The following is a 23,397-nucleotide window of genomic DNA, read 5'->3' as shown; positions in this document are numbered from 1 at the left end:
ACCGCGTGATAAAGCAACATCAAGTCCTTCCTCTCGCCATTATCCTCCCGATCATCATTGCTGCGTGTGGCGGAACGCCATCCGCCGCACCCACGCCGCCACAATCGGCGCCGATCGTTTCCACGGCTCCAAGCGCAACGCAGGTAAGCGCCGTAGCAACGCCAGCATCCGACACACCGGCGGCAACCACCGAGGCAGCCGGACTGGAGCGAGGACGCACGCCGGAAGGATACCACTATTTGGGGAACGCCGACGCGCCGGTGACCATTCTGGAGTTCTCGGATTTTCTCTGCACTGCATGCGCCTTTCATGTGGAAGAGACGGAACCGGCAATTATCGACGCCTATGTTGCAACCGGAAAGGCGCGCATTGTCTATCGGCATCTCCTGCAACTCGGCGAGGAATCGCTGCGTGCAGCGGAAGCGGCGGAATGCGCAGGCGACCAGGGCAAATTCTGGGAAATGCGCGACGCCATCTACCGCAACCAGGCAGCACTCTACACCACCGGCGATGTTGGCGCAGCGCTGACATACCTGGCGCAAACAATCGATCTGGATATGAATGAGTATAACGTCTGTGTGCAATCGCGCAAACACCGCGCGCGCATCGAAGCCGATTTTCGCGCCGCGCAGGACGCTGGCATCCGTTCGCGTCCGGTGTTCGATATTGGCGGAACACGACTGGTGGGCGCGCGACCGTTCGAGGATTTCCAGGCGATTCTTGATCAGCAGTAGCGCGCCTTTCGGGAAGTGGCGATCACACCCTGGGGAATGCGCTGTCGGCAGTCGATCACGCAGGCGGACATGGCGGCGCAGTCTGGGTGGGCAAACGCGGCGCATGGAATCCAACAATTATCACCTGCGCTGCGTGCTGGCAACCCGGCGCGCGGGGCGCGCATCAACTGTCCGGCGCCGATTATCCCAGTGTATTGCGCCCCGCCATCGGCTGCGACCGCGACCCCTGTCATACCAATGACGATTGAAGATGCCGCATGCGTGTCATTCCGAGCGCAGCCTTGCTGGTCATTCCGAGCGCAGCCTTGCTGGTCATTCCGAGCGCAGCCTTGCTGGTCATTCCGAGCGCAGCCTTGCTGGTCATTCCGAGCGCAGCCTTGCTGGTCATTCCGAGCGCAGCCTTGCTGGTCATTCCGAGCGCAGCCTTGCTGGTCATTCCGAGCGCAGCCTTGCTGGTCATTCCGAGCGCAGCGAGGAATCTGAGCGGATCGCGCACGACCCCTCGCGCCGCTCGGGGTGACCATGCCGGATGGTCACAGGTCATTGGTATTAGACTGAAAGCATCCCTGTAGTGACCGTAGTCTATCCGCCAATGGCGTCACGCAGCGCTGATATGGCATTGCCATCAGCGATGTCTGGCTCACGTTGATCGCTCGACGAGAACAGATCGTCTATCCACACCCACGTTGAGCGTGATTATCGGATTCTTACGCTCTGGACAGGCGCGCGCAGACCCTTGCGCGTTGCCACACAGCATAGTACAGCGCATCTCTATCTGGAGCGCAATTTGACCAAACCTTAACCGGGTCAGGTCTTTCGCAGCGCCAGGCGTTCGACTATAATGAGAAAGGGATGCGCCTTACTACAAAGTAGAATATTCGCTAGTTCCATCACGCGCTTGTGCGTAACTCCCGATTATCTGGTCGCGTTGGTATTGAATAGGCAACCTGTTCGTACCAGCGACGGCAGAAGCACCAGCATCGACCGGACAGCAGGGGAAATATGGTTGCCGACACAAACGTCGAACTTCCGGCAATCATCGCTCGCGCTCAAGCGGGCGATGAGATAGCGTTCGGCGAGTTGTACGCCCGGTATGCAAGACACATTTTGCGCTACATGTATGTGCGCACGCGCGAACCGGAACTGGCGCAGGACCTGACGCAAGAGACGTTCATTCGCGTCATCAAAGGCATTGGCGGGTTACAGTATCGGGGCGAAAAGATGTTTCTGGGCTGGTTGTACACGATTGCAGGAAATGTCTTGATCGGTCAGACGCGGCGGCGGCAGATATTCGCTTCTTCGCTCGACGATACCATCGATGTGACCGACCCGCGAGGCCAGGAGGCGGTCTCGTCCTTGTTTGAGCGCCTATCGTTGCAACATGCCATCGCACAACTGACCGTTGAGCAACAGCATGTCTTGATGTTGAAATTTTTTGGCGATATGACCAATCAGGAGATTGCAACAACCATCGGCAAAACCGAAGGCGCAGTCAAGGCATTGCAGTATCGCGCTCTTCAGGCATTGCAGCACATCCTCAATCAGGAATCGGCATCCGCTGAGTCATTGATGGCGCGTGCGGTCGGGGGCGCCGACGCGTCCTGACACCGATCTGAATATATCGCGGTTGTGGTGATCGATGGTTCGACGCAGTCAACAACTGGACATTGCGGAGGCGTTCGATGAGGCGCTCAATCGATTGCTGAGCGGCGCGTCTATCGATGAGTGCCTGGCGCGCTATCCGCAGGCGGCTGCGAATCTTGAGCCATTGCTGGAGATTGCAGGTCTTGTGCGCCACGAGGCGGCATTGCCTCTGCCGCCAGAACTGGAACGCTGGCTGCCAACCGGCGCACAGGAGTTTTCTGCACTTGCCGGTCAGATGCTCGCACAGCGGCAGAGAACCGGGCATCTGCTACGTCCACTTCGCAAAGCCGCAGTGCAGCGCGTGCTAGCAGGCGCTCTGGCAGTGACGGTGTTGCTGGCATCGGTCGATACGGCATCTGCGCAGAGTCTGCCCGGTGATCCACTGTATGTCTGGAAAGTTGCGCGCGAGGATTTGACGCTCTCCATCACCACCGATCCGGCACAGCGCAGTAAATTGCATATCGACTATGCCCGCCGTCGGATGCTGGAAATTGAAATGCTGATCACCGGCAACGATTCGATCACTCCGCAGGCGCTCGAAGAACCGCTTGCCATTCTTTCGGTGCATGTTCGTGGTGCGGTCGTGGAAAGCCGTCAGATCGGCACAGCAGATGTGTCAGATGATGTGAATGTGCTGATCGATGAGGTGCGGAAGACGCTGTTCCAACTTGCGTCAAAGGTGCCGGACGCGAATCCGCTGATCGATACTGTGCAGGGGCAGATCGACGCGGTGATCGAGCCAACGGTAGCGCCGCCTGCAACCACGATTCCGCTGTCATCGCCAGCGCCGGCATCAACCACGCAAACTCCGGCAGCAACCGATGCACCATCCCCGACATCGGCTGATGTGCCGGTTGTGGATCTGACCGATCAGACCCCCTCCGTGGAAGACCGCCCAACACCCGACGGCGAATCTACTCAGGCTGTGGCGACCCCGCCGCCAACTGCTCGTCCGCCACGGCCCACGCCAACACCGGGTCAGGCTGCACCGACGGCAACGAATGCGCCGTTGCCGACTCGCACGCCGATGCCTGGTTCTCCTACATCTACGCCGTCGCCAACTGCAACATATACGGTGCAACCGACGGAGGTTCCGCCCACGGATACGCCGTTGCCGACGCATACACCATCGCCGACGCATACGCCGCCGCCAACGGCGACCCGCATCCCACCAACCGAGCCGCCTTCGGTAAGTTCGACGCCGCAACCGCCGCCAACTGCTCGTCCACCGCGTCCAACATTGACGCCCACACCGGCGCCGACCGCCACGCCGACCGACACACCTACACCGGCGCCGACCGACACACCCACACCGGCGCCGACCGCCACGCCGACCGACACACCCACACCGGCGCCGACCGCTACACCCACCCTCACGCCAACGGATCAGCCAAATACGCCGCCTGATCTTGCTGAAGCATCCAGCACACCAACCATAACGCCAGACGATCCCGACAGCGACGACGAACGTACAGACAATGGCGCTTCTCCCAATTCGGCGGCGCCATAAGGCGTATATGCTCCTCATTATCGCCTGGGTCGCGTGGAACCCTGTATAATGGAGCCTCTTTATTCCTGCGCACGTTAACGTTTGCACGTTTATGACGCTGATATTCGAAATCGAGGCGCGCGACACCCATAGCCGCGCTCGCATCGGACGGATCACCACCGCCCACGGAGTCATCGAGACCCCCGTGTTTATGCCGGTCGGCACCCGCGGCTCGATCAAATCGTTGACCCCTGATGAGGTGCGTGACCACGGCGCGCAGATTATTCTCGGGAACACCTATCATCTCTACCTGCAACCCGGGCACGAGTTGATTGCGCGCATGGGAGGATTGCACCGTTTCATGGGATGGGAAGGACCTATCCTGACCGATAGCGGTGGGTTTCAGGTGTTCAGCCTGGTGTATGGCGGGATTGCCGACGAAATTAAGGGTCGGCGACCGACGCAGCAGGTGCAGCCCGGTATGGTGAGGGTTACCGATGATGCCGTGATTTTCAAGTCGTATATCGATGGTTCGACCCATGTGTTCACTCCTGAACGGAGCATTGAGATTCAGAAAGGCATCGGCGCTGACATCATACTCTGCTTCGATGAGTTGCCGCCGTTTCATGCCGGGTACGACTACACTGCTCGTTCACTGGAACGCACCCACGAATGGGAACGACGCTGCCTGATATTCCATCAGGAAACTCGCGCGGGCGGGTTGCCATTTGCGCCGCCGAATCCTGATCAGGCACTGTTCGGTATCGTTCATGGAGGCGTCTTTCCCGACTTGCGGCGAGCAAGCGCCGAATATCTGCGTGAACTCTCATTCGATGGGTTGTGTATCGGCGGTTCGCTCGGCGGCGACAAGGAACAGATGCGTGCTGTGGTGGATATGACCGTGCCGCACCTGCCCGACCATCTGCCGCGCCACCTGCTCGGCATTGGTGATGTGGACGACCTGATCGAATGTGTGGCGCGCGGCATCGATATGTTCGATTGCGTCAGCCCGACACGCCTTGGTCGGCATGGGACGGCGCTGGTACGCGATATGAGCACGCTGCCGGCGCAGCGGCGCTGGAAACTGAATGTGACCAATGCGTCGTTGCGCGACGACCAGGAACCGCTGGACTCGTGGTGTGATTGTTATACGTGTCAGCGTTATTCGCGCGCCTACATCCACCACTTGTTTCGCGCTCAGGAATTGCTCGGCATTCGGCTTGTCAGTCTGCACAATGTCGCTTTCCTGCTCAAACTCATGCGCGAGATTCGCCAGAGCATTCGTGAGGGGCGCTTCGCGCAACTGCGCGCCGAATGGCTTGGAGATTGAACATTGACCAGAACCTGCTGCGGGGTCTATAATGACATGCTGGCGCAGAGATGTCGGCGCTGCGGCAAGGTACACAAACGGGGGTGGCGTTGCGGGATCGTGTGTATCGTTGTGAAGCAATCATCATCCGCAGATCCGATAGCGGCGAAGCGGATCGGGTGCTGACGATTCTGACCCCGTCGGGCAAGCAGCGTGTGATTGCGAAGGGAGCGCGCAAGATTCATAGTCGCCTGGCAGGGCATATCGAACTGTTTACTCATACCACCCTTATGCTGGCGATTGGACGCAACCTGCACATCGTGACGCAGAGCAGTCCGTTGGACCGCTTTGAGCATTTGCGCGCTGATCTCGAACGCATTGGCGCCGCGTACTATGCCGCTGAACTGGTTGATCGCCTGATCGCGGAAGAAAGTGAAAACCGACGCGCGTTTGAGTTGTTGCTCGGCGCTTTACGCGCACTCAATGCTGGCGCTGCCATCGATCTCACCCTGCGCGCCTATGAGTTGCACTTACTGGACGCAGTTGGCTACCGTCCACAGTTGTATGAGTGCGCTGCGTGCGGCGTGAGGCTGACCGAGGCGACGGATCGGTTCAGTCCGGCAGCGGGAGGTGCGCTCTGCCCACAATGCGCTGGCGCTGATCGTCGGGCGCTGCCAATGCGCCTGTCCACGTTCAAGTTGCTGCGCTATATGCAGATACAACCACCGGAGATCGCCGGCGAGTTGCGGGTATCAACCGCCACGCGCGCCGAAGCGGAATCGTTGCTGCGCGCCTATCTACGCCATATCCTGGAACGCGACCTGCGTTCGCTGGCATTCCTCGACGATGTTCGACAGCACCCTGAACCATCCCTGTTCGTCGGATCAACCGGAGCTCAAGGAGATGACGATGAACGCGATTGACACCCTCCTGGGGCGCGGTGAGCATGTGCGCTACATTGGTCGGCAACATGTGTTTGTGTTGATCGGGAATATTCTGACCGAATTGCTGCTGATCGGCGTGTTGATCGCCGCCGGCGTCGTCTCGCAGGTGGCATTTCCCGATAAAATGCTGGCCGGCATGCAAGTCGGCGTTTTGGTGTTGATCGTCTGCGTGGTTATCAGCCTCCTTGTGCTTGGCAGCGCTTTTCTCGATTATCTGCGCTGGTCGAATGAACAATGCGTGGTCACCGATCGGCGCGTGATCCTGCTGCGCGGTATTTTCAACACCGAGGCGGTCGATATTCCGGTCGAGAGGATCAACGGAGTGGAACTGCGCCAGAGTTGGGTAGGGCGTCTCTTGAATTTTGGTGACATCGAGATCATGACCGCCTCTGAGTCGGGCGTCAGTCAATGTCGCAGTCTGGCTCGTCCACAAGAGTTCAAGCGCGCGATGGATGATGCGCGCCACGATATCGAACGCGGCTATGCCTATATCGATCAGCGTGACATTGATGCGTATCTCGATGTCGAAGATATGCTTCCCGATGTCGATCGCGTGTCGCACGCTTTGCAGCGTCTGGTAGACATGCGGGATCGCGGACTGATCTCGCGGGAAGAGTTCGAAGCCAAAAAACGGGAATTGCTCGGTCGTATTTAGTTGCGTCATTCGGGAACACCGGATGACGCAGGGACGGAACAGTGGACGACCTTTTGAACCTGATCGAACCCGCCCGTTCGATCATTGCTGCGCGCATCAGCCTTGTTCCGCGCATTGCGCTCATTCTTGGATCGGGATGGAGCGAACTGGCGGACAATCTGGACAACCCCGTCGTGGTTCCCTACACAGACATTCCTGGCTTTCCGCCAACGACGGTCGTCGGTCATCGCGGTGAACTGGTCATCGGGGTGCTGGCAGGTCAACCGGTGGCTGTGATGCGTGGACGGTTTCACTTTTATGAAGGGCACTCAATGCAGCAGGTCACGTTTCCGGTGCGTGTGCTGCGCGCGCTCGGCTGCACCACGCTACTGGCGACCAACGCCGCCGGCGGGTTGCACGCCGACTGGAGCGTTGGCGATCTGATGCTCATAACCGACCATATTTTTCTGCCAGGGCTGGCAGGCCATCACCCATTGCGCGGACCCAACGATGAGCGCATGGGTCCGCGCTTCCCGGCAATGGTTGGCGCCTACGACCGCGAGTTGATGAGGCTGGCGTGCGCTGCGGCAGACGATCTGGGCATTCTGCTGCGTGAGGGAGTCTATTTGATGCTATCGGGTCCGGCATTCGAGAGCAGCGCCGAACTGCGCATGTGTCGCCTGCTCGGTGCTGACGCGGTTGGCATGTCCACCGTGCCTGAGATTGTCGTTGCGCGGCATATGGGGATGCGCTGTATGGGGCTTTCGCTGATCACCAACCTGGCGCTGGCGGACGGACCGCCCGCCAATCACCAGGAAGTGCTCGATGCCGGCAAGTCGGCGCGCCCACGAGTTACTGCGCTGATCCGCGCCATCCTGGAGCGGATGGATCGCACCGCTACCATCCCCACGTCCCCGGACCGCCCTTGAACGGCCCGACGATGTCCGAGGTAATCCAACCGCCGTAGAAGTCCCCTTCCTGTGCGACCACCGGTTCATCATCGACGTAACAGGCGTCCATACGACTTGGATAGAACGCAATATACCCGGCAAGCGCCTCATACCCCGGCGACGGACGGGCATAGAACCATGCCGCGTTCTCGGCGCGTTTTTCACCGACCTGGACGGTGTAGTAGCCGGCTATACCCTTGAATTCGCAGAACGACTGCCGGACGGTTGGCGTCAGATACTCCATCCGAACATCTTCGGGCGGGATGTAGTAGGTTGGTGGGTGGCTCGTCTCCAGCACCCGCAGCGCGCGGCGAGTGTCGGCAATCATCACGCCGCCGAAAAGTACCCGCACCCGACGTGATGTTGGTTCGACACGCGGTGGGCGCGGATAATCCCAGACCGACTCCTGACCCGGACCGGGAGGAATGCGTCGCATGGACCTCATAGCGCGCTCCTTGCCGGAATGGCGACATCCGCTGCTTTTTCCTCCACCGGTTGCAGCGTCATCCGGGCGGCGGCAACCTCTTCGACCCGCGAACGACTCCAGGACATGGGATGATACTGCACATTGAGCCAGGGTTGCACAAAATCGCCATAGTGACGACTACCCGGATGCCCGGATTGACCGGTTGGCTGAATGCTCTGACTGCGATCCCAGTCGGACGTATCGCAAATCTGCCGGTACGAAGGCGCAATATAGAACGGCGGTCCAGCGAATTCGCGCGGCAGGTATCCCATATTCACCGTATCGAGATCCCCACCGGTCGGAAACGGTCCCCGATTAAAGATCGTCGCCAGCGCAGGCAGCGAGCCGAGTGGATGGCGGATAGTCAGCGTATGGATGCGCCCATAGCGCCAGGTTGCGACGTCGTCGCCGAGTTCGGCGCGCAATTCCGCAAGCGTTGCATTCCAGGCGGCTGCAAGAATGTCATCGGTGGTGCGTTGACCGAAGAAATGGTCGTCGCGCTCGATCAGGCGGCGTAGCAGGCGCGGAAATGCCCGATGTGCCATATCACGAGCGGGCAGTGTTGCAAATGCCCCTAACCCGACCACAGCATCGAATGTAGCAGCAGCATCGGCATAGATTGTGCTCAACAGGCGCTCGCGCAAACGTGAATAGATCGTACCACCGATACTATCGGCGCTCAACTCCCCATTCCAGGTTGCGAGTGCATCACGCGCCTGTTGTGCCAGCGGTTCATCAGCGGGGAGGCGCCCGGCAAGCGCTGCCAGTTCCAGGCCGGGCAGACTGCGAATGTCGGCGTGGATGCGCGCAAATGACTCGGCGTCGTGGCGAGGTGTCTGTTCGATCAACTGTCGGATGCGCTCGGCACGATAGCCGTTGAGCCATTCCGCCGGGAACGGATAGGGATAGGAGTCGCCGACGATCCGATTGTTGGCTGTGATCACGAACCCTTCCGACGGATTCAGGACGTGCGGCAGGTCAGCGTGGGGAATGATGCCCGACCATTCGTATTCACCCGTCCAGCCAGGCGCCGGCAGGCTGCCATCGCCCCGGGCGCGCAGTGGAATGTCGCCGCCGAGGGCATAACCAATATTCCCCTCGACATCGGCGTAGGTAAAGTTTTGTGGCGGGACGGTCCAATCAGCCAGCGCGTCACGAAAACTCTCCCAGTCGCGCGCGCGATTCAGGCGGAAGACCGACCGCAGCAGGCGGGTTGGTTGCAGCGCTGTCCAGCGAATTGCCAGCGGTTGCTCAGTACGCGACGCCTCACCATTCGTTCCGCTCTGCCCATGGTCGGGAGTCAGCGCATTAATGATCGGACCGTGGCGGGTAATCCGCACCTCTTCGATCACCACTTCGCGTTGACCGCGCACGACGATCTCTTCGCGCACCAGTTCGGCGATTTCCCACTGACCCTGATACTCATACCGCAGCCCGGTCGGATCGGTCGGATCGAACTTCTCCACATAGAGGTCCTGAACATCATTGCCGCTGTTCGTGACACCCCAGGCAATATGCTCGTTGTGCCCGATAACAACGCCGGGTGTGCCGGGAATGCTGGCGCCGGTCACATGGAAATCGCCACCGCTCAGATGATTTTCATACCAGAGTGAGGGCATCGTAATCGCCAGGTGCGGATCACTGGCGAGCAGCGGGCCCCCGCCGATGGCGCGATGGGCAGCAACTGCCCACGAATTGCTGCCCTGCCCTCCGCCATCGGGGAAGAAACGGGAAGTGGCATCCGCCCGTTCCATCGCCGACTGTCCCATAGTCGGCGTGTACTGAATGCCAGGAGGCACAATGATCGGATGATCGTCAGGGTAGTGCGGCATCAAGGTTGCGGCGCGCTCTGCACCCAGGGTTGCAATCAGGCGCGCGCGCACCAGTTCTTCGCGCCAGTTGCGCGACAGTTGCAGCGCCATCATTCTGCCCCACACCAGCACATCAGCAACCGTCCACGGACGTGGACGCAGGCGCAGAACAGTAAACTCAATCGGCAGATTGCCGGCGTGCTGCTCGATAAAAGCATTCACCCCGCGAACATACGCTTCGACCAGTCGGCGCGTTTCCTCGTCCAGCGTGTCTACCTCGCGCTCTGCTATTCGCCTGAAACCCAGCACGCGCACAAATCGGTCGGAGTCGAGCGCGACGGCGCCAAACACCTCGGCGAGTTGACCGGAGGCGGCGCGACGCTGAAACTCCATCTGCCAGAGCCGATCCTGGGCATGCACATATCCCTGCGCCATAAACAGATCATCGTTGCCGGCAGCATAGATATGCGGCACACCCCAGCGATCACGAATAACCTTCACCGGCGCCTGCAACCCCGGAAGGGGCAGCGTACCGGAGGTGCGCGGAAGCGGTCGCCGCAGCGCTGCGACTGCTCCCACGCCGGCAATCCCCGCTGCCGCTCCGATAATAATACCGGCGGTTTTCCCCAATTGACCAAGCGAGATCATGCCATCACCCGTTTCTCATATTCCAAAAGCGCTCACATCATTCCTACTACTGTTCCTTTGGCAACGATGTCGCAATGTCGTACACCAAAACCTGCACGTCCAGTCCATCTTCGGTGAGCAGTTTGAGCGTGATTTCCTGTGTTGCCGATCGGATCGCCTCCTCGTGGTCCGCTGGCGCATATGCGCGGATCGCAGCCTCTTCAGCCGAGCGACGCTGAATCTTGAGAACAGCATCAGGGCTCACGTTTTTGATTCGCTGCGACAGATCGGCAATAGCTTCATCCAGAGTCATGGTATGCTCCTTCTGTCTCAGGATGCTTCTGCATTATACGCGATTCTGGCGATTCGCATCCGGGTTACGAGTTCGCTGAGAATGAGCGCAGTGGCGCCCCACACTTTGTAGCCGGCAATCGCAAAATACGGCACAAGAACCTCATGACCGTGCAAGGTCCAACGTTCGACCACAACCGTGGCAGGATTGAGCAGTTCGCGCAACGTGACGGTAATGACCCGTTCCACTTCGTGATGGTTGATCGTGAGGTGCGGCAATGTGCGCAAGAATCCCACAACCGGTGTGATGCGAAAATTGCTTGGCGGAATATAGATTGGTGTCAGCGTGCCAAGTACGGTCACCGTCTCGGTCGCAATTCCCAATTCTTCAGCGCATTCGCGCAGTGCCGTCGCCTCTGGTCCATTATCTTCCGGATCGGTGGCGCCGCCCGGCAACGACACCTCCCCTCGATGGCTGGCGACGTGGTTGCTGCGCACCGTCAACAGCAGACGCAAATCGGCGCCATCGGGATAGAGGGCGATCAACACGGCGCCGATGCGCGGAACGATACCTGGCGCAGGTTCGCGCGGGCGAAAGGAGCGACCATGCACGTCGCGTATCAGCAGCAACTGATCTTCCGACAGGGAGACGGTGACATGGAGCGCCCTTCGAAGAAGGTGTTCCCATTCCGCCCAGGGCGCATCATTGTGTGCGATGTCCACCGCCTGCACTGCTCCTCCTGCATCTGCTGTACGATAGAACATAGCATGAACCATGTCAAGATGCAAATGGAACGGCAACCTGAATATCGCTACTCTCTATCATACATGGTTATCGTAACCGACGCGGCACAGGCGTTGGAGTCGTTGGCGGAACCAGGCATGTCACTGAGCGCACGACCTGACCTGTGCCGCGCACCCGCACGGTTACCTGATACTCGCCTGCCCGTTCCATTCCCATGATCAGCGGCATAGCAAAATCACCGGATGCGCGCGCGCTTCCTCCGCTCACAATCCGCGTTCCGAAGTACAGCAGCAGCGGCGCATGCGGTGACGCGACTCCACCGATCATAATGGTCTGGCCGGGTGCGCACGACAGAATGCCCGGCGGCGTCGGCGTGACTTCGGCAACCTGAGCCAGCTGCGCCGACGTCGGCGGCACGCGCGTTGGCGACGGCGCGACGGTCAGGGTTGGGCGAATAGTCGGTGAGAGGGTCGGCATTGTGGGTATCGTGGTTCCTGGAACAGGGACCGTCAGGGTGGCAGGCGTCGCCGGAGTTGCCGTGGCAGCGGGACGGGTTGCCGTCGACTCGGCTGGCGGCGGGTAGGCGGGAGTTGTGGCCGGGGCGGGGTATCCCGATTGGGCGGTTGTATGTGGCGGCGCACCGCTCAGGACCAGTAATGCCATCACTGCTCCCAACGCTATACCCATCGCGCTTATCAAAAATGATACAGCCGATGGCTGATGCGAGTGATTATTCATACTATCGCTCAGTTCATAACAGTGATATAATGTCCGGTCAAGGATATATCTTACACCATTTCCCTGCGGAACGCCGTGAGACAACAACTGCCAGTGGCGTCCTTAAAGGAAATAGGGTTTAGACAGGAGGATTTGGCTATGTCGTGGGCAGAGAACGTACTCAAAGACCTGAGTGCGCACGGACATCGAGTGACCGCCCCGCGTCGCGCCATCCTTGACCGGATCATGCAGTACTCTCAACCGTTCAGCGCCGAGCAGTTGTTCCGCGATCTTGGCGGCGAGACCGGTCCGATTGGGCGCGCAACCATCTATCGCACGGTGGATTTGCTGGTCGAGGATGGCTGGCTCTCGCGCGTTCACTGGAGCGCTACGAAGGAAACACACGCGGCAAGCGAACATGCGTATGTGCCAGTCGAGCAGGGTCATCAGCACCACATGATCTGCCGCAAGTGCGGAACGGTCATTTCATTCGAGGGATGCGATATCGAGACGCTTCTTGGAGGGCTGGCGCGCCGACTGAACTTCAAGATCGAAGGGCACTGGCTCGAGGTGTACGGATTGTGTCAGGTCTGCCAGCGCGCTGAGTGATGCCGGCGCCAGGTCGGGGCGCGCCGACCAGACTCCCTTAAGGGCGGACAGAACACCCGCGCGAACACCGGCACGCCCACCCGTGGGACGCACACCTTCCCCCCCGCCCCTCTCCCGCCTGCGGGAGAAGGACGGGGGGTGTGTGCTGTCCGCCCTTGACCCAGACCCCACGGCGGGGAGCGTCCGCCTGCTTGCCGCAAGCGCATAGATAGACTATACTGAACAACAAGAACCGATAACACATGCATATTTGACGATTCCATGAAAATTGCCATTATCGGACTCGCCAACAGCGGCAAAACTACGGTGTTCAACGCGCTGACCGGCGATACGGCAGAAACGACAACCTATAGTTCCGGGCAATTGACCCCCAACCTGGCAACGGTCAAGGTGCCCGATCCACGCCTCGATGTGCTGGCGCGGATGTTCAACCCCAAAAAAGTCACCTGTGCCGATGTGCAGTATATCGACATTGGCGGGTTGAGCAGCGGCGCGCGCGAGAGCGGCGGTCTTCCGCCGGCCGTGCTCAACTATATCAGCGGCGCGGACGCCCTCCTCCACGTTGTTCGCGCATTCGAGGACGATGCCGTGCCGCATCCAGATGGCAGTGTCGATATCCTACGCGACATCGAGGCGGTCGATCTGGAACTCGCCTTTTCCGATCTTGCCATCATCGAGCGGCGTCTGACGCGCCTGAACGCCGAGATCGGCAAGATGTCGGCGAAGGAGCGTGAGATGCGCATCGTGGAACGTGATGCGCTGGTGCGCATTCAGGCAGCGCTGGAGGGTGGCGCACCCATTCGCGACCTCGACCTGACCGCCGAAGAGGAGCGGCTGCTCCGCGGCTATCAGTTTCTCACCGCCAAACCGTTGCTGCTGGCGATCAATATTGGTGAGAATCAATTGAAGCATCCGCCGACGGTCCGCTACGAGCATCGACGGAGCGGCGTGGCGACGCTCTGCGGCAAGATCGAGGCTGAACTTGCGCAGCTCGACGAAGAAGAAGCGCGCGCCTTCATGGACGATCTGGGCATCACCGAACCGGCGCGCAACCGGGTGATTGCGCTCTCGTATGAATTGCTCGGGCTCATCAGTTTTCTCACCGCCGGTCCTGACGAGGTGCGCGCCTGGACTATCCGCCGCGGTACGCCAGCCGTTGAAGCTGCCGGCGTGATTCACTCCGATATTCAACGCGGCTTTATCCGCGCCGAAGTCGTCGCGTTCGACGATCTGGCACGTGCCGGCAGCATGGTGGAAGCCCGCAAACACGGACATGTACGGATGGAAGGGAAGCAGTACATCGTGCAGGATGGCGATGTGTGCCATTTTCTGTTCAACATCTGACCATGTTCCGACGTCCGTGGCGCCTGCGCAGCGCCGAACTGCGGCTTCTCCTGATTGCACTGGTCTTCTTTGCGGCCGGCTACACATTGGTGGCGCTAGCCGGCGCCGACGGACCAGCCGCATCGACCACGATCCAGGGTGTGGCGCGTATTCTGTGGCCCTCGATCCTGCCCTTCCTGCTCTTTCTGGCTCTGTCGCTTGGCTTGAGCTGGCGGCTGCCCGGCGCCGATCAGATGGTGCTCCCTCTGGTGGCGCTGCTTACCGGGCTGGGATTAATGGTGATCGCCCGCCTCGAACCCGACCTGCTGCCGATTAAGTGTCAGCAGCGCGATGGAACACTGGCGCCCTGTTTCGCCGGGATCGACGACCGGCAGGCGCTCTGGGTGTTGCTGGGGATCGCCATCTGCGCTATCGTGCTGTTCATCCCCTGGGATGACCTGTTGCGACGGTATCAGCGCACCTCGTTGATGGACTGGCTCGATCACCATCGATACGCCTGGTTGACCGCCGGGGTGGCGCTGATTCTAGCGACCTTCCTCTTTGGCGTCGATCCGAACAACAGCGGCGTGCGCGCCTGGTTCAACTTCGGTTTCTTCCTGTTTCAACCTTCCGAACTGCTCAAGATCGTACTGGTTATCTTTCTGGCATCCTACCTGAACGAACACCGCGAAGTGGTCGCTGCCGGTTACCGCATTGGTCCGCTGCCGTTGCCGCCGTTACCGTATCTCGTCCCATTGATCGCGATGTGGGGGCTGGCGATGGGGCTGATTATTGCGCAACGCGACCTGGGGGCGGCGCTGCTCCTGTTTAGTGTATTCCTGGCGATGCTGTATGTGGCGACAGGACGCGGATGGTATGTGGTTGCCGGATTGTGCGCCTTTGGCGCCGGTTCGTATGTGTTGTACACCATTGTGGCTGTGGTGAAGACGAGGGTGTCTATCTGGCTCGACCCGTGGGCCACGGCGCAGGGCAGCGGGTATCAGATTGTGCAGGCAATCTATGCGCTGGCGTCGGGAGGCGTGCTCGGTACAGGGCTTGGTCAGGGACTGCCCACGGTCATTCCGGCAGTCCACACCGATTTTGTCTTTACTGCACTGGCAGAGGAAATGGGACTCGCCGGCAGCCTCGCAGTTTTGGTCGCATATTTGCTGCTGATCTTTCGTGGTTACGCCATTGCCATCCGTATTCCCGGTCGCTTTCGCGGATTCGAGCAACTCCTCGCCGTCGGCCTGACGACGATCCTTGCCGCACAAACCTTCATCATCATCGGCGGGAATCTGCGGGTTATTCCGTTGACCGGCATTACGCTGCCATTCATCTCGTATGGCGGTTCGTCGGTCATTATGAACTTTCTCATTATCGGGCTACTGTTGCGCATTTCCGCCAGCGCGCCTACTCCCGCGGCAGAACAACCGTAAAGGTGCTGCCAGCCTGAACAACGCTCCGCACCGTCAGATGACCGCCATGCGCTTCGACCACATGCCTGGCGATTGCCAGACCAAGCCCGGCGCCGCTGTAGGGGCGCGCCAGCGTGTCATCGATCTGATAGAAGGGGAGAAAAATCTTTTCCTGGGCTTCAGCGGGAATACCGATCCCCGTGTCTTCCACGCGCACTAACACCCGCGACGGTTCATCGATCAGGGTCACATCCACCCGCCCGGAGGGGGGAGTGAACTTAATGGCGTTGTCGATCAGGGCGCGCAATGCCTGGCTGATGCCAATCGGGTCGCCCATGTACACAGCAGTCGGTTGAAGGGACGCGGACAATGTCACATTCGCAGCGCGCGCCAGCGGTTGCATGTCTTCAATGACTTCCTGCAATACCTCGTGGATGACGACCGGCGCGCGCCGGATTTCAGTCGAGCGCACCTCTTGCAAGTAGAGCAGGTTGTTGAGGATGCGCGACAGAGTCCGGGCATTGCGCGCAATCACGTTGATTGCCTGCCCCTGCACGTCGTTCAACGATCCAAGGGTGCGCCGTTCGAACAGTTCCAGGTAACCGAGGATCGCTGTCAGCGGCGTGCGCAACTCATGTGAAAGGGTGGCAAGGAAGGTGTTCTTGAGACGATCAAGCTCTTGCAGTTCAGCGTTGCGCGCGCTCAGTTCGCGCACCTGCCGCTCGAGCCGCTCGACAAGCCTGGCATTATACTCGCGCAGCATGATCGTCTCCAGGCTTGTGGGCAGCAGTTCACGCTTCCCGCCCAGAAACTCGGCAATCTGTTCGGGGAGCAAGCGGGGATCGATCGGCTTGGTGATAAACCCATCACATCCCGCAGCCAGCGCGCGTTCGCGCGTCCCAGGACGCGCATCAGCAGTAATGGCAACAATCGGCGTCGATTGTAAATGAGGCAGACTGCGCAGGCGCGTTGTGGTCTCATAGCCGTCCATCCCCGCAATGTTGATATCGACCAGAATGAGCGCCGGCTGGCTCTCTCGCGCCAACGCAATGCCGGAAGGTCCGTCTTCGCAAATCTGTAGCGCATACCCGCGCGACTCCAGAATGCGCCGCACCAACAACTGATTATCGCGGTTATCTTCGATATAGAGAATGGTCACAGCGTCGATCATCGATTATCAAGAAGAGCGGTTTGCACTTCGACATGCTGGACAGCCTGCTCACCCGCAACGCCGGCGTTGCGGGTATGATCGCTGCGAACTCCAATGGCGCATGGAAGGATAAATGTGAAAACGCTCCCCTTACCAGGTTCGCTTTCCACCCAGATACGCCCACCGTGCGCCTCGATCAGACGGCGACTGATCGCCAGTCCTAACCCGCTGCCATGCTGCCGGTTGCCAGAGCGCACCTGATTGAACGCCTCGAAGATGCGTGTCAGGTCTTCTGCCGCAATGCCGATGCCGGTATCGCGGACGCTGACTGCGATGTAGGGATGCAGACGCTGCCCATTGCGCACAATGACGGCGCCCGAACCCGTTGCTCCCGGATGATTCTCGGGCGCGGCCACACAGCGAGCGCTTACCGTGATGCTCCCTTGTGGCGTGAACTTCACCGCATTTGAGAGCAAATTGAGGAGCACCTGGCGGATTCTGGCGGCGTCGCCACAGGCATATGGCAGACGCTCAGGCAACAAAAGATTGAGCGCGATCTGCCGGTTGTGCAGCAGTCCCTGCACCGTTTCCGTCACCTCGACGATCAAGGCGCGCATATCGAGGGGCGCAAGTTCCAGGTCGATTTTTCCGGCTTCGATCCGCGCCAGATCGAGCAACTCATCGATCAGGTGCAGCAGGAAGCGACCATTCCGATTGATAATCTTCAGGTCCTCACGCTGCAACGGCGTGATCGGACCATCGATCTCATCGAGCATGACGGTCGAAAACCCGATGATGGCATTGAGCGGCGTGCGAAGTTCGTGCGATACTGCTGCCAGGAATTGACCCTTCAGACGATCGGCCTCCTGCGCGCGCGCCAGAGCGGCCCGCAATTCTGCTGTGCGCTGCGCCACCTGACGTTCGAGGCCAGCGTAGAGCATCGTATTTTCGAGCGCCAGACCAGACATACCGGCGAAGGTCATCAACTGCGCAGCGTCGCGTGGCGTCGGCGCGCGCCCTGCGGCATCGAAGGAGGCGACGAGCAAGCCAATCACCCGTTTCTCGCGTCCGAACAGCGGCGCCTGCACAGCATTGGCCGGTGCGCTGTGCGGCGCCACGTCGCTGATAATCACTGCCTGCCCGCTCCGCACCACATCTGCCGACATCGTATCGCTTTCCAGCGGAATTGACGCGGCATCCGCCAGCAGACGAGCGATCTGATCCGCATCGCCTGTGTTGATCCAGGCGCTCACTGCACGGAGATGGCGTTGTTCGATCAGGTAGAGCACGGCGCGTTCAAACCCCAGGCACGCGCATACCCCCTTGGGAATGGCGTCGAGTTGTTCGCGCACCGACCCAATGGTGCGAAACTGATTCGACATCTCGTTCAATGCTGCCAGTTGACGCAGGTTCAATTCCAGTTCGTTGATCTTCTCGTGGAGCGCGTCGGTCATAGTATTGAACGAATGCCCGACATGTGCGATTTCATAATCACCCGCCTCGGGGACGCGATACGTCAGATCGCCGGCGGCGACCCGCTGTGCTGCCGCCTGCAACTCGCGCAGGGGGCGCGTCAGGATCGACGCCGCAGGCATGCTCAGCACCGAGACGACAATCACGCACAGAATGATGACAAGGACGATCTGCCCGCTGAGCACTTCCTGGCGAAGAGAAATGACTTCACTCACCTGCTGCGCCAGACCAGTGACTTCGGCTACGGGAATGACGATGCCGACGCTCCATTCTGCGCTGGAGATCGGCGCAAACGCCAGATACACCTCTTCACCCTGAAGCGTCAGGCGTTCGACCCCCTGTTCCGCGCGCGTCATGCGCCCGGCAATGGTGCGCACCTGCGGATTGGCGTCGTTCAAGAGATTGTCGGTTGCAATCGGTTGATCCCATTGACCCTGACGGCTCAGCAGTGTGTTGTGCAGTAGCACATCGCCCCGCTGATTGATCAGGAACGCCGATCCGCCGGGAGGAATATCGATCGCCAGGATATCCTCCTGGATGGTCTCCAGTAAGACATCGAACCCGACAACGCCGGCAAATGCGCCATTCCGGTCGTAAAGCGGCGCAGCGCAGGTCGTCGTCAGTTTCTTGGTATTGGCATCGACATAGGTATCGACCCATACCGGCTTGCCCGCCTCACGAGCAGCGATGTACCAGCTGCGCTTGCGCGGATCGAACGGCTTGATGGCGTCCAGCACATCGGTGATGTCGTGATCGAAAGCGAGCACGCCGCCATCTTCAAAAGCCACATATGCCAGGCTCACCATCCCTTCCTGATCGACCGATGCGCGCAGGAGCGGGATATACCGACGGGCGAGTGCGATGGTATCGGCATGTTTGCGTAGCGCTGCGGGCGTCGGACCGTCCGGCGCAACCCAGACACGTTCAGAGACGGTGTTTGCATCCGCCCCGCCGCCCGTTAACGGTTGGTAGCTGACGATCGTTTCAACTTGTTGATAGACGCGCTCCAGTTTGGCGTCGTAGAGGTTCGCCTTGTCGGTCACCCAGCGCGCGAGGTCTTCTTCGGTTTGCTTGCGCAGGGCATCCGACGCGGTTTGCACTGCAATGCCGCGGGCGCGGTCGAGCGCCGAAAGACTGAGCGCACTCACGAAGATCAGTGGCGCTAGCGCAAGCACAAGCGCCACCAATGTCATTTTGGAGCGTATCGTCAAACGAAAAGACCGGCGAGTCAGCATAGGGTGTGAAAAGATTGCACAGTGATACACCTATCCGAACAACCCCGTGCCGCCGTCGTTGTGAGAGGCGCTAGCGCCGCCTTTCGTGAGCAAAGCCTGCGAACGCGCCTCCTATCGGGTAATACCAATGACCTGTGACCATCCGGCATGGTCACCCCGAGCAGAACGAGGGGTCGTGCACGACCCGCTCAGATTCCTCGCTGCGTTTACCCTGAGCGAAGCGAAGGGCTCGGAATGACAAGTCGCTGCGCTCGGAATGACACGCATGCGGTATCTTCAATCGTCATTGGTATAAGGGGGGGTGCTGCTTCGCTCGCCATGACATCGATCCCCGTGATTATTCGGATAGGCACTTCGGGCGCAGTGCAGTATACAGTCGTTCCGCCTTGCATCTATCGTACCATATGCCGTCACAGGCGTTCAAGCGATAAAGATGAAGAATATCTTACAGGCATGTCATGTTGACCTGCTCCCTGGGATTTGCATCAGGAACAGGTTCCCGGTATACTGCCACCGGTTCGTATGATATCGAGGACGGTATGGAGTACGCGCTTGACCGTTTTGTGCGCGAGGCGCATCATGCGATTGCCGCGACCGGATTGGTCGCCGGGCATCTGATCGAACTCGTCACCCCCAAGCCGAATATTCCGGCGGATCTGGCGTTTCCGACGTTTCGCGCCGCAAAGGAGGCAGGCGTCACGCCACCGCACCTGGCGCAGCGCATCGCTGAGAAAGCGCACGCACCGCATGGATCGCTGATCGGATCGATTGTCGCAACCGGTCCCTTCGTCAATTTCAGCCTCGACGCCGCGCGCCTGGCGGCTGCCGTGCTCGATGAGGTCGAACGGCTTGGCGCGCGATATGGCAGCGATGATCAGGGCGCGGGGAAGACGATTGTCATCGATTATTCGTCGCCGAACGTAGCGAAAACCATGCACGTCGGGCATATTCGTTCGACGATCATCGGGCAGTCGTTGTACCACATCTTCGACTTCCTCGGCTATCGTGTGATCGGCGACAACCATTTGGGCGATTGGGGCAAGCAGTTCGGCATGAACATCGCCGCCATTGTGCGCTGGGGGAAGCCGGAAGGCGATGATGAAGACGCGATTGCCGCACTCGACAAGTTGTATGCGCGCTACAGCGCGCTCGTCAAAGAAGATGTGGCGCTGCGCGAGGAAGCCGCCGAGTGGGCGAAGCGCCTCGAGCGGAATGACCCGGAGGCGCTGGCAAAGCGTGCGTGGATCGCCGAACTTCAGGCGCGCGCAGCGCAACCCAACCACGATGATGAAGCGCGCGCATGGTCGCTCAAACTCGAACAGGGCGATCCACTGGCGCGCGAATTGTGGCAGTGGATGGTCGATCTGACGCTTAAAGCCAATCAGCGTAATTACGACCGGTTGGGAGTACGGTTCGATTATACGCTTGGCGAGAGTTTCTATGCGCCCATGCTCGACGGGCTGATCCAGGAAGCGATTGACAAGGGCGTCGCCTACCGTGACGAAGATGGCGCAGTGGTGGTCGATGAACTGGCGCCTGGCTTGCCGACATTTCTGCTCCGGCGCAGCGACAGCGGCACGCTCTACCACACTCGCGACCTGGCGTGCATCGTCTATCGCGAGCGCGAATTTCGTCCGGCAAAGATCATCTATGTGGTCGATTCCCGTCAGGAACTGCACTTCCGGCAGTTGTTCGCGCTGGCGCGTGCGATGGGATATGCGCAGGAGACGGAATTGATCCATGTAAAGTTTGGGACGATCTTCGATCAGCAGGGACGTCCGCTCTCAACGCGCGCCGGCAACATGGTGTACCTGGCGGATCTCCTCGACGAAGCGCATGCGCGTGCGCGCGCCGTCGTCGATCAGGCAAGCCCCGAATTGCCCGAAGTGGAAAAAGAGGCAATCGCCGAAGCGGTTGGAGTCGGCGCAGTCGTGTATAACGACCTGTACCAGGACCCGCGACGCGACATCCGGCTCGACTGGGAGCGCATGCTGGCGATTGAGGGAAACAGCGCGCCCTACATTCAGTACATGCATGCGCGTTGCTGTTCCATCCTGCGCAAGGCGGCAGACGAAGGAGTTGACGCAGAACAAGGTGATGCTGCGCTTCTGACGCATCCTGCGGAGACGGCGGTGATCAAGCAACTGGCAAAATTGCCCGGCGCAGTGCGCGAAGCCGGAGAACGGTATGCGCCGTTCGTCATTGCCGAATGGTGCTACGAGACGGCACGGGCGCTCTCGGCATTCTACCGCGATTGTTCAGTCCTCAAAGCGGAAACGCCCGCCCTACGCACAGCGCGTTTGCGCCTTGTTGCGGCGACAGCGCAGGCGCTCCGAAATGGGCTGGCGCTGCTCGGCATCAAAGCGCCCGAACGGATGTAAGGAAAGGGTATGACGCCTGCATTGAACCATTTCACCGCCGTGCTTTTCGATATGGACGGCGTCCTGTATCGCGGATCGCAGGCGCTGCCGGGGGTGAGCGAGTTGCTCGCGTTGCTCGACTCACGTGGCGTGACATACGCCTGCTGCACGAACAACGCTACCATGACTCCCGCCCAATACGAAGCCAAACTTGCGCGCATGGGCATCCATATGCCCGCATCCCGCATTGTCACCTCCTCGGTGGCGACGCGGCGCTGGCTCGAAACGCAGGCGTCGCGCGGAACAGGGGTGTTTGTGATCGGTATGGATGGGTTGCGCAGCGCACTCTTCGACGATGGCTACTTTGTCGAAGATGAGGAGCATCCGGCGTTCGTCGTCGTAGGAATGGACTTTGAGGTGACCTACCGGCGGCTGCGCAAGGCATGCCTGCTCATCCGCGCCGGCGCGCGATTTGTCGGCACCAACCCCGACACCACCTTTCCTGCCGAGGATGGGATCGTGCCGGGGTGCGGCGCGCTCCTGGCGCTGCTGCGCGTCAGCACGGAAACCGAACCATTTATCATCGGCAAACCAGGACCGACGATGTTCCACTCGGCGATTGAAATTCTGGGAGCGGACGCAACGCGCACCCTGACAATCGGCGACCGCCTCGACACCGACATCGCCGGGGCGCGCGCTGCGGGTCTTGCCGGCGCACTCGTGCTGACCGGCGTCACAACGCCGGACATGCTCGAGCAGAGCGCCATCCAGCCCGACTTCGTCTTCCGCGATCTGATAGCATTGCGGGAGGCGTGGACCACCGGATGACGATATACCCTGCCAGGTCTCAAAACGGCTCGATCCCCGCCTCCGACAGTTCATCGGCAAACCGCTCGACATCGCGATTGCTCTTGAGCATCTCGATTTTGCGCAGCAGCGCCTGACGATCCGCCCCTTCGGCGATCATCGCGCGCGCCACGTACTGGTGCAGATAGGAACGCAACAGGCGCAGATCGTCCGGCGATAGTCGTTCGCCGCTGAAGTATCGCTCGACCGCAACCGATAATTTGCCGGTCTGTTCGGTCATCCAGAAATGCGGCGGTTGCGGAACCGGGAACGGGTAGGGATAATCGGGATCGGGCGCATAAATCAGATCATCGATCTGTTCTGGCATATCGGACATCGCCTATACTCCTGGACAAGTCATACCAATTCCCTGTGACCATCCGGCATGGTCACCCCGAGCCGCGCGAGGGGGTCGTGCGCGACCCGCTTCGATTCCTCGCTGCGCGCGGAATGACCCGTCGCTGCGCGCAGAATGACCCGTCGCTGCGCGCGGAATGACCCGCATGCGGCATCTTCAATCATCATTGGTATCACTCGCATTGCAGGATAGCGGGCTTTGGGGTATGATACCAGTCAAAGTAAAATGTGAGCAACAGAAGAGAGGAGGTGGGTCGACGTCTGT

General features: G+C 59.9%; 21 protein-coding genes. 13 read left to right on the top strand and 8 right to left on the bottom strand.

The window, feature by feature from the left end; translation table 11 throughout:
• Nucleotides 1-5 precede the first annotated feature (5 nt).
• The 8 genes from RCAS_RS08505 to RCAS_RS08470 all read left to right on the top strand — a co-directional run bounded on the left by RCAS_RS08505 (nucleotide 6) and on the right by RCAS_RS08470 (nucleotide 7,683).
• Nucleotides 6-734, top strand: coding sequence for an Rcas_1661 family thioredoxin-like (seleno)lipoprotein (locus RCAS_RS08505; RefSeq protein ID WP_157042591.1), 729 nt, complete (start codon nucleotides 6-8; stop codon nucleotides 732-734).
• A 257-nt stretch (nucleotides 735-991) separates the two neighbouring features.
• Complete coding sequence (locus RCAS_RS08500) at nucleotides 992-1,306, top strand: hypothetical protein (protein WP_041330455.1); 315 nt, start codon at nucleotides 992-994, stop codon at nucleotides 1,304-1,306.
• A gap of 430 nt (nucleotides 1,307-1,736) precedes the next feature.
• Nucleotides 1,737-2,339 carry an RNA polymerase sigma factor gene (locus RCAS_RS08495; protein WP_012120180.1) on the top strand — a complete coding sequence of 201 codons (603 nt, stop codon included), beginning with the start codon at nucleotides 1,737-1,739 and terminating at the stop codon, nucleotides 2,337-2,339.
• A gap of 34 nt (nucleotides 2,340-2,373) precedes the next feature.
• Nucleotides 2,374-3,888 carry a DUF5667 domain-containing protein gene (locus RCAS_RS08490; protein ID WP_012120179.1) on the top strand — a complete coding sequence of 505 codons (1,515 nt, stop codon included), beginning with the start codon at nucleotides 2,374-2,376 and terminating at the stop codon, nucleotides 3,886-3,888.
• 91 nt (nucleotides 3,889-3,979) lie between these two features.
• A complete protein-coding gene (gene tgt, locus RCAS_RS08485; protein ID WP_012120178.1) occupies nucleotides 3,980-5,197 on the top strand; it encodes a tRNA guanosine(34) transglycosylase Tgt in 1,218 nt (405 codons plus the stop codon).
• A 101-nt stretch (nucleotides 5,198-5,298) separates the two neighbouring features.
• On the top strand, nucleotides 5,299-6,099 hold the full coding sequence (gene recO / locus RCAS_RS08480) for a DNA repair protein RecO (protein ID WP_012120177.1): 801 nt from the start codon (nucleotides 5,299-5,301) through the stop codon (nucleotides 6,097-6,099).
• Nucleotides 6,086-6,775, top strand: coding sequence for a PH domain-containing protein (locus tag RCAS_RS08475; RefSeq protein WP_012120176.1), 690 nt, complete (start codon nucleotides 6,086-6,088; stop codon nucleotides 6,773-6,775). Before recO ends, RCAS_RS08475 begins: the two co-directional genes overlap by 14 nt.
• 41 nt (nucleotides 6,776-6,816) lie before the next feature.
• Nucleotides 6,817-7,683: a purine-nucleoside phosphorylase gene (locus tag RCAS_RS08470; protein ID WP_012120175.1), complete on the top strand. Its 867-nt coding sequence runs from the start codon at nucleotides 6,817-6,819 to the stop codon at nucleotides 7,681-7,683.
• On the opposite strand, the gene RCAS_RS08465 is transcribed toward RCAS_RS08470, so the two are convergent.
• From RCAS_RS08465 to RCAS_RS08445, 5 genes are all read right to left on the bottom strand, one after another.
• Nucleotides 7,652-8,149, bottom strand: a complete 498-nt coding sequence (locus RCAS_RS08465) for a DUF427 domain-containing protein (RefSeq protein ID WP_012120174.1) — start codon at nucleotides 8,147-8,149, stop codon at nucleotides 7,652-7,654. The two genes, RCAS_RS08470 and RCAS_RS08465, sit on opposite strands and share 32 nt — an antisense overlap.
• The gene (locus RCAS_RS08460) at nucleotides 8,146-10,629 is read right to left on the bottom strand and encodes a penicillin acylase family protein (protein WP_012120173.1); all 2,484 of its coding nucleotides are present in this window, start codon (nucleotides 10,627-10,629) and stop codon (nucleotides 8,146-8,148) included. Before RCAS_RS08460 ends, RCAS_RS08465 begins: the two co-directional genes overlap by 4 nt.
• A gap of 46 nt (nucleotides 10,630-10,675) precedes the next feature.
• Nucleotides 10,676-10,921, bottom strand: a complete 246-nt coding sequence (locus RCAS_RS08455; protein WP_012120172.1) for a hypothetical protein — start codon at nucleotides 10,919-10,921, stop codon at nucleotides 10,676-10,678.
• Nucleotides 10,922-10,938: 17 nt separating this feature from the next.
• Nucleotides 10,939-11,664, bottom strand: a complete 726-nt coding sequence (locus tag RCAS_RS08450) for an NUDIX hydrolase (RefSeq protein WP_041330452.1) — start codon at nucleotides 11,662-11,664, stop codon at nucleotides 10,939-10,941.
• A 67-nt stretch (nucleotides 11,665-11,731) separates the two neighbouring features.
• The gene (locus tag RCAS_RS08445; protein WP_232280207.1) at nucleotides 11,732-12,307 is read right to left on the bottom strand and encodes a hypothetical protein; all 576 of its coding nucleotides are present in this window, start codon (nucleotides 12,305-12,307) and stop codon (nucleotides 11,732-11,734) included.
• A 213-nt stretch (nucleotides 12,308-12,520) separates the two neighbouring features.
• On the opposite strand from RCAS_RS08445, the gene RCAS_RS08440 reads away from it, so the two are divergent.
• The 3 genes from RCAS_RS08440 (at nucleotide 12,521) to RCAS_RS08430 (ending at nucleotide 15,732) form a co-directional block, all read left to right on the top strand.
• Nucleotides 12,521-12,970: a Fur family transcriptional regulator gene (locus RCAS_RS08440; protein WP_012120169.1), complete on the top strand. Its 450-nt coding sequence runs from the start codon at nucleotides 12,521-12,523 to the stop codon at nucleotides 12,968-12,970.
• A 261-nt stretch (nucleotides 12,971-13,231) separates the two neighbouring features.
• Nucleotides 13,232-14,314 carry a redox-regulated ATPase YchF gene (gene ychF, locus RCAS_RS08435; RefSeq protein ID WP_012120168.1) on the top strand — a complete coding sequence of 361 codons (1,083 nt, stop codon included), beginning with the start codon at nucleotides 13,232-13,234 and terminating at the stop codon, nucleotides 14,312-14,314.
• The gene (locus RCAS_RS08430) at nucleotides 14,290-15,732 is read left to right on the top strand and encodes an FtsW/RodA/SpoVE family cell cycle protein (protein ID WP_012120167.1); all 1,443 of its coding nucleotides are present in this window, start codon (nucleotides 14,290-14,292) and stop codon (nucleotides 15,730-15,732) included. The genes ychF and RCAS_RS08430 overlap by 25 nt, the downstream gene beginning before the upstream one ends.
• Here RCAS_RS08430 and RCAS_RS08425 read toward each other — a convergent pair.
• Both RCAS_RS08425 and RCAS_RS08420 read right to left on the bottom strand, forming a co-directional pair.
• Nucleotides 15,707-16,870, bottom strand: coding sequence for an ATP-binding response regulator (locus RCAS_RS08425; protein ID WP_232280206.1), 1,164 nt, complete (start codon nucleotides 16,868-16,870; stop codon nucleotides 15,707-15,709). The two genes, RCAS_RS08430 and RCAS_RS08425, sit on opposite strands and share 26 nt — an antisense overlap.
• A gap of 8 nt (nucleotides 16,871-16,878) precedes the next feature.
• Nucleotides 16,879-19,527 carry a cache domain-containing protein gene (locus RCAS_RS08420; protein WP_232280205.1) on the bottom strand — a complete coding sequence of 883 codons (2,649 nt, stop codon included), beginning with the start codon at nucleotides 19,525-19,527 and terminating at the stop codon, nucleotides 16,879-16,881.
• A 581-nt stretch (nucleotides 19,528-20,108) separates the two neighbouring features.
• Between RCAS_RS08420 and argS the strand changes: the two genes are divergently transcribed.
• Both argS and RCAS_RS08410 read left to right on the top strand, forming a co-directional pair.
• Entirely contained in the window at nucleotides 20,109-21,950 is a 1,842-nt protein-coding gene (argS, locus tag RCAS_RS08415; protein ID WP_041330446.1) for an arginine--tRNA ligase, read from the top strand.
• Between the two features lie 9 nt (nucleotides 21,951-21,959).
• Nucleotides 21,960-22,757: an HAD-IIA family hydrolase gene (locus RCAS_RS08410; protein WP_012120163.1), complete on the top strand. Its 798-nt coding sequence runs from the start codon at nucleotides 21,960-21,962 to the stop codon at nucleotides 22,755-22,757.
• Nucleotides 22,758-22,776: 19 nt separating this feature from the next.
• Here the strand turns inward: RCAS_RS08410 and RCAS_RS08405 are convergent, their stop codons facing one another.
• Nucleotides 22,777-23,112, bottom strand: a complete 336-nt coding sequence (locus RCAS_RS08405; RefSeq protein ID WP_012120162.1) for a hypothetical protein — start codon at nucleotides 23,110-23,112, stop codon at nucleotides 22,777-22,779.
• Between the last annotated feature and the right edge of the window lie 285 nt (nucleotides 23,113-23,397).

Origin of the sequence: Roseiflexus castenholzii DSM 13941 (genome assembly GCF_000017805.1) — a bacterium.
In the GTDB taxonomy this organism is placed as follows: domain Bacteria; phylum Chloroflexota; class Chloroflexia; order Chloroflexales; family Roseiflexaceae; genus Roseiflexus; species Roseiflexus castenholzii.
Note: the sequence above shows the minus strand (reverse complement) of the source record. Positions and strands in the feature narration are given on the sequence as shown.